Origin of the sequence: Tenacibaculum insulae (assembly GCF_964512435.1) — a bacterium.
Lineage (GTDB): Bacteria > Bacteroidota > Bacteroidia > Flavobacteriales > Flavobacteriaceae > Polaribacter > Polaribacter insulae_A.
On sequence record NZ_OZ208512.1, the window covers coordinates 1123876 to 1138817 of the forward strand.

The following is a 14942-nucleotide window of genomic DNA, read 5'->3' on the forward strand; positions in this document are numbered from 1 at the left end:
AACAGTAAAAAAAAAGGTTAGCTTTGTGATATCAAGAACTTTATTATTATGACTATTTTTATCCTTTCTGTTAGCGATCTTATCTATTCTACGCAAAGAATTTACAAAGAAGCCCACCGACGTGGACATAAAGTTAAAATTATTAATCACTTAAAATGTTCTATAAAACTAACCAATGGTAAGCCTGAAATAATTTACGAAGGTGAAAATATTATTGATATTCCCGATGTAATTATTCCAAGAATTGGCGCTTCTGCAACACGACACGGAGCGGCTGTTGTTAAAGAATTTGAGATGAATGGTGTTTTTACCACAGCAACTTCTTTAGGTATTTTACAAGCGCAAAATAAAGTACGCACTTTACAAATTATGAATCGTAAACATATTCCGATTCCGGATACTTTATTTTCTGTAAATCCAGAAAATATAGGCGAACAAATAGATTTATTAGGCGGTGCGCCTATTATTATAAAATTACAAGAAGGCACCCATGGATCGGGGGTAATTTTAGCAGAAAGTAAAAAGTCTGCAAAATCTATTATCGATACGATGTACAGTACCAATACCAGCATTTTGTTGCAAGAATTTATACAAGAAAGTAATAGTGAAGATATTCGGGTTTTGGTGGTTGGCAACAACGTAGTTTCATCAATGAAAAGAAAAGGCTCTGAGGATGATTTTAGATCGAATATTCACCAAGGTGGAAGTGGTTTTAAGGTTAATTTATCGTCCGAAGAAAAAGAAATAGCTATTAAAGCTGCTCAGTATTTAAGTTTACCTATTGCTGGGGTGGATTTGGTGCAATCTAAAAGAGGTGTTTTATTAATTGAAGTAAATTCAACACCCGGTTTACAAGGTATTGAAGCATACACAAAAGATAATATTGCAAAATCGATTATTAAATTTTTAGAAGAAAATGTTCAATCAAACGTTTAAAAACGAAATTGTAGAAATTAGCGGAGAAAAAATTGGTTTAGGCGAATCTAAATTAATTAAAATTCCTGTAGATAGGTTGCCAACAGGCACGCTTATAGAAATTCCAGTATATGTTTTTAATGGCGATAAACTTGGGCCTACTGTTTTATTACAGGGTGGTATGCATGGTGACGAAGTAAATAGCATTGAGCTTGTACGTAGAATGTTAATAGACAAATCGTATAAAATTCATCAAGGTTGCGTTATTGTAGTGCCTTTATTAAACATTTTTGGTTTTTTAAATTTGTCTCGCGATATGCATGGTAAAGATGTAAACCGAAGTTTTCCGGGGTCTAAAAACGGGTCATTAGCCAGTAGAGTAGCGCATTATTTAATGAAAGAATTGGTTAAAAATGTTGATTTTGCAATTGATTTTCATACCGGAGGAGCGCAACGAAGTAATTTTCCGCAAATTAGATATACGCCAAACGATCAACGAGCTTTTCAGTTAGCAAAGTTATTTAACGCACCAATGATGTTTACCTCTAAATTGATTCCGAAATCATTTAGAAATCAGTGCTTTAAAAACAATATTCCAGTTATTGTGTACGAAGGTGGCGAATCGTTGAGATTAAATGAAAATGCTATTCAGCAAGGAATTAACGGAACATTACGTGTTTTACAACATTTTAAAATGATTGCTAACACGGTTGAAATTCCTCAAAACAACAAAACTGTTGAAATTACCACACGAAAATGGATTCGTGCTAAAGCTGCAGGGTTATTTAATGTAAAAGTTGTTAATGGCGCAAAGGTTAAAAAAGGACAAATTTTAGGGCATATTATGGATACTTACGGAGAAACAAATTTTGCTATAAAAGCGCCTAATGATGGTTACATAATTGCTAAAAACAACTTTCCTGTTGTTAATATGGGAGATGCTTTGTTTCACTTCGGAAACTCATAACTAACTGAATATATTTGGTTTATTGCTCTTTTTTCACTTTCTTTAGAATCGATCAATTAATCAAAAATTAAAAATATGGAATTAATTATTAGCTTATTAAGTGGTGCTATTGGAGGTAACCTTGCGGGTATTTTACTAAAAAAATTCTCTTTAGGTACACTTTGGAACTCTGTTGTAGGAATTTTAGGTGGCGGTATTGGAGCGCAATTATTAGGAATGTTAGGTGTTAACGTTGGCGGAATTATTGGTAATATTGCAGGTAGCGGTGTTGGTGGAGTTGTGCTTTTGGTACTTATTGGAGTTATTAAAAGTGCCTTAAAAAAATAAATTAAACTTTTTAAATAAATGATTAAAGACACTTATAATAGGTGTCTTTTTATTTATACAACATCCTAATAAATAGCAGTACCTTTGCAGCTTCAGAGAAATACTTATTTTAGGGTATTTCTAAAATAATATATATGACATTTAAATCTTTAGGATTATCTGATGCGCTATTAAAAGCCATCAGCGAAAAAGGATACGATACTCCATCACCAATACAAGCAAAAGCAATACCACTTATTTTAGAAGGAAAAGATGTATTGGCTTCTGCGCAAACTGGTACCGGTAAAACAGCTGGTTTTACCTTACCTGTTTTACAACATTTAGCAGATACCAAACATCCAAAATATCGCCCAGTAAGAGCGTTAGTTTTAACACCAACAAGAGAATTAGCAGCGCAGGTTTACGATAATGTAAGAGAATATAGTACGTATTTAGATATAAAATCTACCGTAGTTTTTGGTGGTGTAAAAGCGGCTAGTCAAATAAAAACATTACGCCATGGAGTAGATTTTTTAGTGGCAACTCCTGGTAGATTATTAGATTTACACGATCAAAAAGCAGTATCATTTAAAAGAATAGAAGTACTTATTTTAGATGAAGCCGATCGTATGTTAGATATGGGTTTTGTTAGAGATATTAACAAGATTATCAGTTTTATGCCTACAAAGCGTCAAAACTTACTGTTTTCGGCAACTTTTTCGAAAGAAATTAAAAAATTAGCAGAAGGAATTTTAAGAAATCCTGTTTCGGTTGAAGCTGCTCCGCAAAACTCAACTGCCGATAAAGTTTCTCAAAAAGCATACGCGGTTGATAAAGGTAAAAAAACAGAAGTAGTTACTAATTTAATTAAAGACGGTAATTGGAGTCAGGTTTTAATTTTTACAAGAACCAAACACGGTGCCAATAAATTAACCAAAAAATTAATTGGCTCAGGCGTTTCTGCCGCTGCAATTCATGGTAATAAAAGTCAAGCTGCAAGAACAAAAGCGTTGGCTAACTTTAAAAGCAATTCTATTCGTGTTTTAGTTGCAACCGATATTGCTGCACGTGGAATTGACATTCCGTTATTACCACACGTTATAAACTTCGAGCTACCAAATGTACCTGAAGATTATGTACACAGAATTGGTAGAACCGGTAGAGCTGGTGCCAAAGGTGAAGCTATCTCTTTAGTATGTAGTGAAGAAACTGAATACCAAAAAGAAATAGAGAAAATACTAAAGCAAAAATTAAAAACCGAAGTTATTGAAGGGTATGAACCTACCGATACTGCGGGACCAAAAAGAGCTGCTACTCAAAAGAAAAAATCTGGAAACGGAAAGAAAAAAGGAGTAGGTGCTACACATAGAGGCGCGGTTAACAGAAAACCTAAAAGAGAACGCCCTAGTGATCAATCTAGAAAAAACGAAGGTGGAACGCCAAGAAAAAACAGACGTAGATAAACTATAAATGACTTTTTATAGCTACATAGAAAATGTATTAAAATCTCAGCAGTTTGAAAATCAAATTACTGAGATTTTACGTTTTTTTACTCCGTTAACATTAACAAAAAATAGTTTTTTAGTTAAAAAAGGAAACATTTGCAAATACTTTTGCTATATAGAAAGTGGTATTTTACAACATGCCATTGAAACATCCGAAGAAGAAAAAACAACGTATTTAGCCTTAAAAAACTCTTGTACCTCAGCCTTAAAAAGTTACTTGCAAAAAACTCCGTCGCGCAAAAATATTAAAGCTTTAAGTAACTGTAATTTACAAGTAATTTTGGTGGATGATTTTAAATATCTATTAGAAAACAACAACGCCTTTCATCAATTTTATTACAGTTTAATAGAAAATCAGATTTTTTTAATTGATGATTATCGCATTGATTTATTAACACTTACTCCCGAAGAACGCTACACTAAATTACTTACCAACGAGCCTAAATTATTGCAAGAAGTTCCGCTACATTATTTAGCGTCTTTTTTAGGAATTTCGACCAGGCATATGAGTAGAATTCGTAAAAATATAAAATAGCGCCAAATGGCTAATATTTGCATAGTATCTTTTCTTATTTTTGAAACACGTTTATCACTTTAATTAAACTTATTATGAAATACAATCCAATAAACAGTAATCTATTTATAAAAAATCGTAAAAACTTTATGGCGCAAATGAAGCCAAATAGTTTAGCCGTTTTTAACTCTAACGATGTATATCCGGTAAGTGCAGATAGTACTTTGCCTTTTGAACAACATCGTGACATCTTTTTTTTAAGTGGTGTAGATCAAGAAGAAAGTATTTTGGTTTTATTTCCTAATTGTCCAAAAGAAAATTTACGTGAAGTATTATTTTTACGCGAAACAAACGAACATATTGCTGTTTGGGAAGGTGAAAAACTGACCAAAGAAAAAGCATTAACTACAAGCGGAATAAAAACTGTTTTTTGGTTACAAGATTTAGAAAAAGTATTGGCAGAAATGATGGCACTTGCCGAAACTGTTTACGTAAATACCAACGAACATTATCGTGCTACTGTAGAAACCGAAACTCGTGAAGCGCGTTTTACCAAATGGTTATTAAATAAATATCCTGCACATTCAGTAGCAAAAAGTAATCCTATTTTACAACGTTTACGTTCGTTAAAAGACCCTATCGAATTAGATTTATTACAACAAGCTTGTGATATTACCGAAAAAGGATTTAGACGTGTGTTAGATTTTGTAAAGCCAGGTGTTTGGGAATATGAAATTGAAGCAGAATTTATACATGAATTTATTAAAAATCGCTCTAAAAAATTCGCGTACACGCCAATTATTGCCTCTGGTAATAATGCAAATGTATTGCATTATATTGAAAATAATCAACAATGTAAAGCAGGTGATTTAATTTTGATGGATGTTGGTGCAGAATATGCAAACTACTCGTCAGATATGACAAGAACTGTACCTGTTTCTGGTCGTTTTTCTGACCGACAAAAAGCTGTATACAATGCTGTAAACCGTGTAAAAAACGATGCTACAAAATTATTGATTCCAGGAACTATTTGGGCTGATTATCATGTTGAAGTTGGTAAATTAATGACTTCAGAATTATTAGGTTTAGGTTTATTAGATAAAGCCGATGTGCAAAATGAGGATAAAAACTGGCCGGCCTATAAAAAATACTTTATGCATGGTACTTCACACCATATGGGATTAGACACACACGATTACGGATTGCTACACCAACCTATGGAAGCGAATATGGTTTTTACTGTTGAGCCTGGGATTTACATTCCTGATGAAGGTTTTGGTATTCGATTAGAAGACGATGTTGTTATTCAAGAAAAAGGAGATCCTTTTAACTTAATGAGTAACATACCTATTGATGCTGATGAAATTGAAGATATTATGAATAAATAATGTAACCTTCTTTAAAAAGTAAAAAATCCCGCAAAATTTGCGGGATTTTTTACTTTTTAAATTTACAACTACTCTACCTTTAAACTATATTGAGGCGTAGGATTTAGCGGACAAAAATATACATACTCTCCTTTTTTTAAGCTTACTTTTTTAGAAGTAGATTTTGTATTATTTTTTACTAAAGATGTTACATACGCATCTTTAATATGATGCTCAGCTTCTACCATCCCTTTAGGTGCTAATACAAAACCAACATCATGACCAACATTTTTGTTTGAAATTTCAAAAACATAAGTTCCTTCTTTTAATGTCATTGTTTTTTGTGTAAACTCTCCTTTTGTTTGCTCTAAAGACACCGTTTTTACTTCTTGTGCCTTTGCTTGAAAACTAACACTTAATGCTAGTACTAAAATTGCGATAATACGTTTCATTTTACTCTTTTTTTAATTTATGATTAGATTCTTTTTTTCTGAGCATTGCTCGTCATATTCTTGATATCCCCAACAATTAGGGCATTGATACGTTTGTATTGTTTTCATTTTTTATCTTTTTAATTAGTTTAAAACAATGGTTAAACTTTCTAATACAAAGATGCGTTGAGAGTTCTTGTGTAAAAATGGACAAAGGTTCCTAAAACTTGGACAGGGTAAAAATGTGTTTTATTAACCTATGTTAATGTATTAACCTTAAATTGGTTATATATTTGTATTGTTATTATATCATAACATACTCCCCATATGTTATACCCCCCTTAATTAATAACATTCCCTTAAAAAATAACCCCTAACTTGTGTGTTACGGGTTTTTTTTATGCTTCAATTTAAATTATCTTTTACCAAAGATTAAAACAACAAATAAATCTTCTTAAAATTAAGTTAAAAAAAACTTTATTAACCTATGTTAATGCACTAACCTTAAATTGGTTATATATTTGTATTGTTATTATATCATAACATACTCCCCATATGTTATACCCCCCTTAATTAATAACATTCCCTTAAAAAATAACCCCTAACTTGTGTGTTACGGGTTTTTTTTATGCTTCAATTTAAATTATCTTTTACCAAAGATTAAAACAACAAATAAATCTTCTTAAAATTAAGTTAAAAAAAACTTTATTAACCTATGTTAATGCACTAACCTTAAATTGGTTATATATTTGTAACGTTATTATATCGTAACATACTCCCCATATGTTATACCCCCCTTAATTAATAACATTCCCTTAAAAAATAACCCTTAACTTGTGTGTTACGGGTTTTTTTATACGTAATTATTCTTTCTGACTTTTTTTAAATTCCTTTGGAGAGTATCCGGTTGCCTTTGTAAAATAACGAGAAAAATAAGCAGGATCATTAAAACCTAAATCAAAAGCAATATGTTTAATTGTTTCCGTAGAATATAATAATTGACGTTTAGCTTCTGTAATAATTCGAAATTTTATATAATCGCTAGGTGTTTGAACTCCTGTTTTTTGAAAACTTTTAGTTAGTGATTTTGGCGAAATTCCTAAGCGATGTGCATACTCGGTAACACTGTGTATCTTTTTAAAATTTAATGCAACCAATAAACTAAAGTCTTTAAATAGTTTACTTTCTTCTGTTTCTATTACAATGTCATATTCTTTTTTTATTCGTGCAGAATACACAATAAATTGTTTTAAAAGCGATTGTAACATATCGTATTGTGCCGTTTCTTGTAGCTCGAACTCTTCAATTAAATTTATAAGTATTTGTTCTAATTTTACGGTTTCTTTTTTTGATGGAGATACAAAAGGGGTTTCGTAAATATTATTAAACAAAACACCATTACAAGCAACTTCTTTGTCATGAGTTTGAATACAATAAAAATCTTGCACAAAACTTAATTGATAAGCTTCTTTAATATTTTCTGAATCTATCGAAAACATTTGTCCTGGAGATAAAAAAAACAACACATTGTTATTAAACGAATACCTATTAAAATCAATTTGATAAGTTCCTTTGCCTTCTTTTATCCAAAAAATTCGGTAAGTATTTACTTGTTCGGGTTTATTAACCACACATGCTTTTTCAAACTGTACTGTTTGCAATGAAAAAACATCTTGATATTTATACGTTTTTATGTCTTGAATAGCCATCGTAAAAGTCATTTTATTTTTGGTCGAAAAAAAACGAGTAGCTAACAAAAACAACGTTATATTTGATAGATTACAACTTTTAAAATCACAATAATTTTACCATAAACACGATCAATAAAAATAAATGAAAAAAGTATATTTTATTTCAGGAACCATGTGCACAATTGATTTATGGCAATTTGTTTTTCCTAAATTAAACAATGTTATTCCTGTTTTTATTGATATTACTCCCGCTAATTCTTTTGATGAAATTAATACCATTATTTTTAATAAAATTGAGGAACCTGCCATAATTGTTGGCTTTTCTTTAGGCGGATTTTCAGCTATGAATTTTGCAATTCATCATCCAAATAAAGTAAAAAAATTAATAATTGTTGCCGCAAATACAAACGGATTAAATACCAAAGAAATTGAACTCAGAAAAAGTACAATTGCTTTTTTAGAAAAGCATAAATACAAAGGAATTTCAAAAGCAAGAATCCAACAATTTTTACATCCTAAAAATCATCAAAATGAAAAAATTACCTCAATAATTAAAAAAATGGATGAAGTTTTAGGTAAAAACGTTTTAATTAGGCAATTAAAAGCTACTTCTTTACGATTAGCTATTTCTGATGCTTTATTAAAAAGTGTCGTTCCAATAATATTTATTTCTGCTGAAAACGATGCATTAATCCCTATTAAAAATGTAAAAGAATTTGCTAAAAAAATACCTAAAGGAAAACATATTACAATTAAAAATTGCGGACATATGATTCCGCTAGAAAAACCAAATGAATTATCACAAATATTAAATATGCTTTAATTTATCAAAAAAACTATTTAAACCCATTCTAAATATTTAATAAAAGATTTCCTAAAGTTTGTGCAAGTAGCCCGTAGCCCTTAAATTTGTGTTTATATATTTAATATAACAAACAAAATAATGAGCAGATTACTAAAATCTTCTATTGGAAGAAAAATAGCGATGGCACTTTCGGCATTTTTCTTAATGTTTTTCTTATTACAACATTTCTTAATAAACTTTACTTCGTTATTTCCTGATAATGGTGACACTTTTAACAACCTGTCTCATTTTATGGGTACCAACCCTTTTATACAGTATGCAATGCAGCCTGTATTAATTGTAGGAGTAGTTTTTCATTTTGTAATGGGATTTATTCTGGAAGTAAAAAACAACAGTGCACGTAAAATAAGCTATGCTAAAAATAACAGTGCAGCCAACTCTACTTGGATGAGTAGAAACATGATTTGGTCTGGTGCTGCAATTTTAGCTTTTGTAGTATTACACTTTATTGATTTTTGGATTCCTGAGCTTAACACAAAATATATTCAGGGTGACTGGACGGGAATGCACAATGGTGAATTTAGATATTTTCAAGAATTACAACACAAATTTGTAAATCCGTTAAGAGTAGGAGCTTATATTGTAGCTTTTGTGTTTTTAGCACTACACTTATTACACGGGTTTAACTCTTCTTTCCAATCAATGGGAGTAAATAATAAATATACTAAAGGATTGAAAACATTTAGTAAAGTTTATGCAATCGGTATTCCTGTAGGATTTATCATTATTGCTTTATTTCACCATTTCAATCACTAATACGAAACAAGTATGGCTTTAGATTCAAAAATTCCAAAAGGTCCATTAAAAGATAAATGGACAGATTATAAAAATCATATCGATTTAGTAAATCCAGCAAACAAACGTAACATTGATGTTATTGTTGTTGGTACTGGATTAGCTGGTGGTTCTGCTGCTGCAACATTAGCAGAGTTGGGGTATAATGTAAAAGCATTTGCTTACCAAGATTCTCCTCGTAGAGCGCATTCAATTGCAGCACAAGGAGGTATTAATGCAGCAAAAAACTACCAAGGTGATGGTGATTCTTTTTACAGATTATTTTACGATACAGTAAAAGGTGGAGATTACCGTTCGCGTGAAGCAAACGTACACCGTTTAGCCGAAGTTTCTGCAAATATTATTGATCAATGTGTAGCACAAGGAGTTCCTTTTGCACGTGATTATGGTGGATTGTTAGATAACCGTTCGTTTGGTGGTGTATTAGTTTCAAGAACTTTTTATGCTAAAGGACAAACTGGTCAGCAACTTTTATTAGGTGCCTATTCTGCAATGAACCGTCAAATTGCACGTGGTAAGATTGAAATGTTCAATCGTCATGAAATGTTAGACGTTGTAAAAGTAGGTGGTAAAGCACGTGGAATTATTGCGCGTAACTTAATTACTGGTGAAATAGAACGTCATTCTGCACACGCCGTAGTTATTGCTTCTGGTGGATATGGAAATGTATATTTCTTATCAACAAACGCCATGGGTTCTAACGCAACAGCTGCTTGGAAAATTCATAAAAAAGGAGCGTTTTTTGCGAATCCTTGTTATACACAAATTCACCCAACATGTATTCCACGTTCGGGAGATTATCAGTCTAAATTAACATTAATGTCTGAATCTTTACGTAACGATGGTCGTATTTGGGTGCCTAAAAATATGGACGATGTAATGGCAATTAGAGAAGGTCGTAAAAAACCTACCGATTTGTCTGAAGATGAAAGAGATTATTATTTAGAAAGACGTTATCCTGCATTTGGTAACTTAGTACCTCGTGATGTTGCCTCTCGTGCAGCAAAAGAACGTTGTGATGCTGGTTACGGAGTAAATGCTACAGGAGAAGCTGTTTATTTAGATTTTGCTGCGGCAATTGATAGATACGGAAAAGAACAAGCAAAATTACAGCATGTTTCTAACCCTACAGCAAAACAAGTTTACGATTTAGGTAAAGCTATAGTTGAAGCTAAATACGGAAACTTATTTCAAATGTATGAGAAAATTGTAGATCAAAATCCATACGAAACACCAATGATGATTTATCCTGCAACACACTACACAATGGGTGGTGTTTGGGTTGATTATAACTTAATGACAACCGTTGACGGATTGTATTGTATTGGTGAAGCAAACTTCTCAGATCATGGTGCAAACCGTTTAGGAGCTTCTGCATTAATGCAAGGTTTAGCTGATGGATATTTCGTATTGCCATATACAATTGGTCATTATTTATCTAATGATATTCGTACAGGGAAAATATCTACAGACACAAAAGAGTTTGAAGAAGCTGAAAAAGAAGTTACAGAACGTATCAACTTTTTCATGGATAATGAAGGAGAACACTCAGTAGATTATTACCATAAAAAATTAGGTAAAATCATGTGGGACAAAGTAGGAATGGCTCGTAACGAAAAAGGGTTAACGGAAGCAATGGCTGAAATTAAAGCTTTACGTGAAGATTTCTGGAAAAACGTAAAAGTTCCTGGAAAAGCCAATGAAATGAACCCTGAATTAGAAAAAGCAGGTAGAGTTGCTGATTTCTTAGAATTAGGAGAATTATTCGCAAAAGATGCTTTAAATAGAAACGAATCTTGTGGTGGTCACTTTAGAGAAGAATCTGCAGAAACAGATGGTCCTCAAAAAGGAGAAGCAAAACGTAACGATAAAGATTTCGCTTATGTTTCTGCTTGGGAATATAAAGGAGAGCCTGCTGATGCCGTTTTACACAAAGAGCAACTAGAATTTAACGATATTGAATTAAAACAACGTTCATACAAATAAAATTGACATTATGAATTTAACACTAAAAATTTGGAGACAAAAAGGCGCAAATGACAAAGGTCAGATGGTCGATTATAAAGTTACCGATATTTCAGAGCATATGTCATTTTTAGAAATGATGGATGTTTTAAATGAACAATTAGTAAACTCTGGTGATGAGCCTGTAGCGTTTGATCATGATTGTCGTGAAGGTATTTGCGGTATGTGTTCTATGTACATTAACGGTGAAGCTCACGGTCCTGATCGTGGTGTAACAACTTGTCAATTACACATGCGTATGTTTAAAGATGGTGATACTATTACTATTGAACCTTGGAGAGCTGCGGCTTTTCCGGTAATTAAAGATTTAGTAGTTGACAGAACATCTTTTGAACGTATTCAACAAGCTGGTGGTTATATTTCTGTAAATACTTCAGGAAATACACAAGATGCAAATGCAACACCTATTTCTAAACACGATGCAGATGCAGCTATGGATGCAGCAGCTTGTATTGGTTGTGGTGCTTGTGTTGCTACATGTAAAAACTCATCTGCTATGTTATTTGTAGGTGCTAAAGTATCTCAATTTGCATTATTACCACAAGGGCAAGTAGAAGCGACAGATCGTGTGTTAAACATGGTAGCGCAGATGGATGCTGAAGGTTTTGGTAACTGTACAAATACAGGAGCTTGTGAAGTTGAATGCCCGAAAGGAATTTCATTAGAAAACATTGCTCGTATGAATACTGAATTTATGAAAGCGAGTTTAAAAGGATAAATCCTTTTTTATATAAAACAAAAAATCCCGAGTTTTCACTCGGGATTTTTTTGTATCAAGCTATTTCTACTTTTTTAAAATACTATTTGTAACATTAATTCAAAAGAATTTTGTGTTGGCGCTACATCAAAATCTACTGATGAATACGCTGCTTGTATTTTTATACTATTTCCTTTAATGTATTTAGAAACACCAAATGTTGTTGCGTTAGAATCTTGTAATACTGCGTTCGTGTTAGTATCAAACTCTGACGTAATGTTTTCGTAACGTACATCAAAACTAAATCCACTTCTGGTTAAATAACCTAATTGCAAGTTATATCCGTCTCCTAAGGCTAAATATTCACTTATTTGTGTAGGCGCCAATATCGTGCTACCCGTAGCATCAGTATATATTCCTTTTAAGTTTTCTGCTGAAGCATTAACATATTCTGCTAAGAAAGAAATTCCTTTATATTTAGCTAGTATGTCAATGTACATTTGTGTGTAGTCTGGTAAATTACTTTCTCCATTAACATCAAATAACTCAAAATTTCCATGACCTTCACCTACTGAATTGCTAACACCAACGTTTTTACTTAAAGCACCCCCTAAAACCACTTTTAAATCGTCTTCATACATAAGATCTGCTGTAGCATTTTGGTTACCTTCTTTAAAATATCCTAAAGGATAAACATCTAATCTACCACCAAATTTTAAGCCTCCTAAATCAGTATCTCTAGAGTCTGAACCAAAAGAATTTTTCCCATCACCTGAGGTAACTGCAAGTTGTGGTACAATACCTATTTTAGATCCAAATTTAGACTCTACAAATAAACCGAACTCTCTACCTGTATTACTAAAAGAACTGCTTAAATATCCTCTTTCTGTAAATTGCATGTGAGTTTCATAATTATTCATCGATCTATTGTTTACAAAACTTAACTTTTGACCCACAAAAATGGTGGTGTTTTTAAATAAATCGTAAGAAATCCAAGCATCTAATAACGGATCTGTTTGGCTGTAATCCGTTTGCACAAAAAAGCCAATTTTTTCATTTACAGCTTTACCACTTATGCTAAGAAAAGCACGTTTAGCACTAAAAATATTATCGGACTCTGCTCCTTTTTCTTTTACATATTGATATCTAGGTTGAATCATTCCACTTAATTTAAAGCGATAAGCTCCATCATTAAAAGAAAAATTTAATCCTTTACCAAAATCAAATCCTGATTGATTTTGTGTGCGCATTTCTTGTGCGTTGCTTTGAAATGACACAAGAAAAAGAACTAGTACTATTGTAAGCTTCTTCATAAGTAAACTCATTATTTTATTATTCTATAAATTGGTAACACATCACCTAAATGTGTTTTTATTATTCCAAAATTTACAAATCCACTTGCTGTTTCTGGTTCAAGAACACTACAAATAATATTTGTGTTTTTTTGGTTTGTTTTAACTAAATATGTTCCTTTTGGAAAACTAATTGTTGTTGCTTGCAAGCTTGTTTTAACCGTTTGCATTTGCGTTTTTTCATACGGAATAACATCTTTTTTATATGATGTTACTTTGTATGATTGTACTGATATATCTTTAGCGCTGTCTAATGTTTGTATCGTAGCACCTAAAACTTTTAACTTCTCAATAACCGCTGTTTCAGATTTATCTATTAAATAAGCTGTTGGCTTTTTTCTGGTTTTTAATGCGATTGGTTTTAGGTTATTTCTAATAATTGCAGGCATTTCCCATATTGCTACTTTATCTAAATCTATCACTTTTAAAGTACCATCTTCTGTTGTTGGTTTAACCTGTAATGTTACCTCTGTATTTTCAAGCGGAGCTTTTGCTAAGGTGCTTTTTACTACCTCAACATTATCATACGCTGTTTGTGCATACGATAAAGCACAGGTAAATAAAGTATGAATTCTACGTTTAAAAGAAGTACGTCCAATACCAACGCCTCTTATTTCTATTAATGTTGAAATGGAGTTTGTTAAGGCATAATTGGTAGCACTTGAACGCATACTGGTAGAACCGTTGTTAAATTGTAATTCTCCATTTATAGTATTTGTTGTTATATAATCTCTAGGATTAAGCCCTTGATTAGAAATATCATTTTTAGCATTTTTTACAAATACATTTTTAATAACATCTCTAATGCCTGCTGCAACATTTAAATTACCTGAATATAAGAACATTACATCGTGGTAACTGGTAATTCCAAAAGTAGCTAGACTAGAAAAATCTCTTCTATAAGGCCTAAATTCATGAAAATCGATAGATACATCAGGTGAAAAATCAGTAAATGCTTTTTTAAGAGCTATTGATTCTGGTGCTAGTAATTTAGTTTGATCTCTATTTAAATCTAGCTTGTTTGCTGCATGGCGCATATCACTTTCATAGCCATCAATATTAGCCATGGGTATAAATCCGAATACAATTCTATCTAATAAATATGCATACTTTTTAGTATTGATAAGTTGGTGCATAAAATATAATACTCCTTCGGTACTAGCTTTTTCGTCACCGTGTAAACCACCTTGAATAAATAATTTTACTTTGTTTTGATTAGACTCTGGATTGGTTATAAAAACCATTGGTATGCCTTTATCTTTTTGACTTCGGCCAATTATTTTAGTCGTTACGTAATTTGGCTTAACAGCATCTAATTCATTAATAAAGTTCCATAAATCTTTATGATTTGTGTAACGCTTAGTGTTTTTAAGTGCTGGTGTTACATTTTTAACAGTAAATTTATCTGGAAAAAACTTATTGGTAACTGCTTTTTTTTGTGGATTAAATTGCGCAAAACAATTAACCATTAAAAGCATAAATACTATAGTTATTATGTTTTTTATCTTCATA

14 protein-coding genes are annotated in these 14942 nt (G+C 31.9%); 10 read left to right on the top strand and 4 right to left on the bottom strand.

Going from position 1 to position 14942, the window contains the following annotated elements:
- Positions 1–48 precede the first annotated feature (48 nt).
- The 6 genes from ACN5J5_RS05235 to ACN5J5_RS05260 all read left to right on the top strand — a co-directional run bounded on the left by ACN5J5_RS05235 (position 49) and on the right by ACN5J5_RS05260 (position 5595).
- Positions 49–936, top strand: a complete 888-nt coding sequence (locus ACN5J5_RS05235) for a RimK family alpha-L-glutamate ligase (protein WP_418646253.1) — start codon at positions 49–51, stop codon at positions 934–936.
- Positions 917–1882: a succinylglutamate desuccinylase/aspartoacylase family protein gene (locus ACN5J5_RS05240; RefSeq protein WP_418646254.1), complete on the top strand. Its 966-nt coding sequence runs from the start codon at positions 917–919 to the stop codon at positions 1880–1882. The genes ACN5J5_RS05235 and ACN5J5_RS05240 overlap by 20 nt, the downstream gene beginning before the upstream one ends.
- A 75-nt stretch (positions 1883–1957) precedes the next feature.
- Positions 1958–2209, top strand: a complete 252-nt coding sequence (locus ACN5J5_RS05245) for a hypothetical protein (RefSeq protein WP_418646255.1) — start codon at positions 1958–1960, stop codon at positions 2207–2209.
- Positions 2210–2343: 134 nt separating this feature from the next.
- Complete coding sequence (locus ACN5J5_RS05250; RefSeq protein ID WP_418646256.1) at positions 2344–3651, top strand: DEAD/DEAH box helicase; 1308 nt, start codon at positions 2344–2346, stop codon at positions 3649–3651.
- 7 nt (positions 3652–3658) lie between these two features.
- On the top strand, positions 3659–4228 hold the full coding sequence (locus tag ACN5J5_RS05255; RefSeq protein WP_418646257.1) for a Crp/Fnr family transcriptional regulator: 570 nt from the start codon (positions 3659–3661) through the stop codon (positions 4226–4228).
- A 74-nt stretch (positions 4229–4302) separates the two neighbouring features.
- Entirely contained in the window at positions 4303–5595 is a 1293-nt protein-coding gene (locus tag ACN5J5_RS05260; protein WP_418646258.1) for an aminopeptidase P family protein, read from the top strand.
- Between the two features lie 68 nt (positions 5596–5663).
- Here ACN5J5_RS05260 and ACN5J5_RS05265 read toward each other — a convergent pair whose 3' ends face one another.
- On the bottom strand, positions 5664–6026 hold the full coding sequence (locus ACN5J5_RS05265; protein WP_418646259.1) for a cupredoxin domain-containing protein: 363 nt from the start codon (positions 6024–6026) through the stop codon (positions 5664–5666).
- Positions 6027–6868: 842 nt separating this feature from the next.
- The gene (locus ACN5J5_RS05270) at positions 6869–7714 is read right to left on the bottom strand and encodes a helix-turn-helix domain-containing protein (protein ID WP_418646260.1); all 846 of its coding nucleotides are present in this window, start codon (positions 7712–7714) and stop codon (positions 6869–6871) included.
- Between the two features lie 124 nt (positions 7715–7838).
- On the opposite strand from ACN5J5_RS05270, the gene ACN5J5_RS05275 reads away from it, so the two are divergent.
- The 4 genes from ACN5J5_RS05275 to ACN5J5_RS05290 all read left to right on the top strand — a co-directional run bounded on the left by ACN5J5_RS05275 (position 7839) and on the right by ACN5J5_RS05290 (position 12099).
- Positions 7839–8519: an alpha/beta fold hydrolase gene (locus ACN5J5_RS05275; RefSeq protein ID WP_418646261.1), complete on the top strand. Its 681-nt coding sequence runs from the start codon at positions 7839–7841 to the stop codon at positions 8517–8519.
- 120 nt (positions 8520–8639) lie between these two features.
- Complete coding sequence (locus ACN5J5_RS05280) at positions 8640–9317, top strand: succinate dehydrogenase cytochrome b subunit (protein ID WP_418646262.1); 678 nt, start codon at positions 8640–8642, stop codon at positions 9315–9317.
- Positions 9318–9329: 12 nt separating this feature from the next.
- Entirely contained in the window at positions 9330–11342 is a 2013-nt protein-coding gene (locus ACN5J5_RS05285) for a fumarate reductase/succinate dehydrogenase flavoprotein subunit (protein WP_418646263.1), read from the top strand.
- 10 nt (positions 11343–11352) lie between these two features.
- Positions 11353–12099, top strand: coding sequence for a succinate dehydrogenase/fumarate reductase iron-sulfur subunit (locus ACN5J5_RS05290; RefSeq protein ID WP_418646264.1), 747 nt, complete (start codon positions 11353–11355; stop codon positions 12097–12099).
- A gap of 74 nt (positions 12100–12173) precedes the next feature.
- On the opposite strand, the gene ACN5J5_RS05295 is transcribed toward ACN5J5_RS05290, so the two are convergent.
- Together ACN5J5_RS05295 and ACN5J5_RS05300 are read right to left on the bottom strand one after the other, a co-directional pair.
- Positions 12174–13328 carry a hypothetical protein gene (locus tag ACN5J5_RS05295; RefSeq protein ID WP_418646265.1) on the bottom strand — a complete coding sequence of 385 codons (1155 nt, stop codon included), beginning with the start codon at positions 13326–13328 and terminating at the stop codon, positions 12174–12176.
- 74 nt (positions 13329–13402) lie between these two features.
- Complete coding sequence (locus tag ACN5J5_RS05300) at positions 13403–14941, bottom strand: M14 family zinc carboxypeptidase (RefSeq protein WP_418646266.1); 1539 nt, start codon at positions 14939–14941, stop codon at positions 13403–13405.
- Position 14942: the final 1 nt, after the last annotated feature.

Bases quoted from the DNA above. Each gene is read 5' to 3' on its own strand.
- ACN5J5_RS05235 (WP_418646253.1), top strand. From the start codon at position 49: ATGACTATTTTTATCCTTTCTGTTAGCGATCTTATCTATTCTACGCAA.
- ACN5J5_RS05240 (WP_418646254.1), top strand. From the start codon at position 917: ATGTTCAATCAAACGTTTAAAAACGAAATTGTAGAAATTAGCGGAGAA.
- ACN5J5_RS05245 (WP_418646255.1), top strand. From the start codon at position 1,958: ATGGAATTAATTATTAGCTTATTAAGTGGTGCTATTGGAGGTAACCTT.
- ACN5J5_RS05250 (WP_418646256.1), top strand. From the start codon at position 2,344: ATGACATTTAAATCTTTAGGATTATCTGATGCGCTATTAAAAGCCATC.
- ACN5J5_RS05255 (WP_418646257.1), top strand. From the start codon at position 3,659: ATGACTTTTTATAGCTACATAGAAAATGTATTAAAATCTCAGCAGTTT.
- ACN5J5_RS05260 (WP_418646258.1), top strand. From the start codon at position 4,303: ATGAAATACAATCCAATAAACAGTAATCTATTTATAAAAAATCGTAAA.
- ACN5J5_RS05265 (WP_418646259.1), bottom strand. From the start codon at position 6,026: ATGAAACGTATTATCGCAATTTTAGTACTAGCATTAAGTGTTAGTTTT.
- ACN5J5_RS05270 (WP_418646260.1), bottom strand. From the start codon at position 7,714: ATGGCTATTCAAGACATAAAAACGTATAAATATCAAGATGTTTTTTCA.
- ACN5J5_RS05275 (WP_418646261.1), top strand. From the start codon at position 7,839: ATGAAAAAAGTATATTTTATTTCAGGAACCATGTGCACAATTGATTTA.
- ACN5J5_RS05280 (WP_418646262.1), top strand. From the start codon at position 8,640: ATGAGCAGATTACTAAAATCTTCTATTGGAAGAAAAATAGCGATGGCA.
- ACN5J5_RS05285 (WP_418646263.1), top strand. From the start codon at position 9,330: ATGGCTTTAGATTCAAAAATTCCAAAAGGTCCATTAAAAGATAAATGG.
- ACN5J5_RS05290 (WP_418646264.1), top strand. From the start codon at position 11,353: ATGAATTTAACACTAAAAATTTGGAGACAAAAAGGCGCAAATGACAAA.
- ACN5J5_RS05295 (WP_418646265.1), bottom strand. From the start codon at position 13,328: ATGCGCACACAAAATCAATCAGGATTTGATTTTGGTAAAGGATTAAAT.
- ACN5J5_RS05300 (WP_418646266.1), bottom strand. From the start codon at position 14,941: ATGAAGATAAAAAACATAATAACTATAGTATTTATGCTTTTAATGGTT.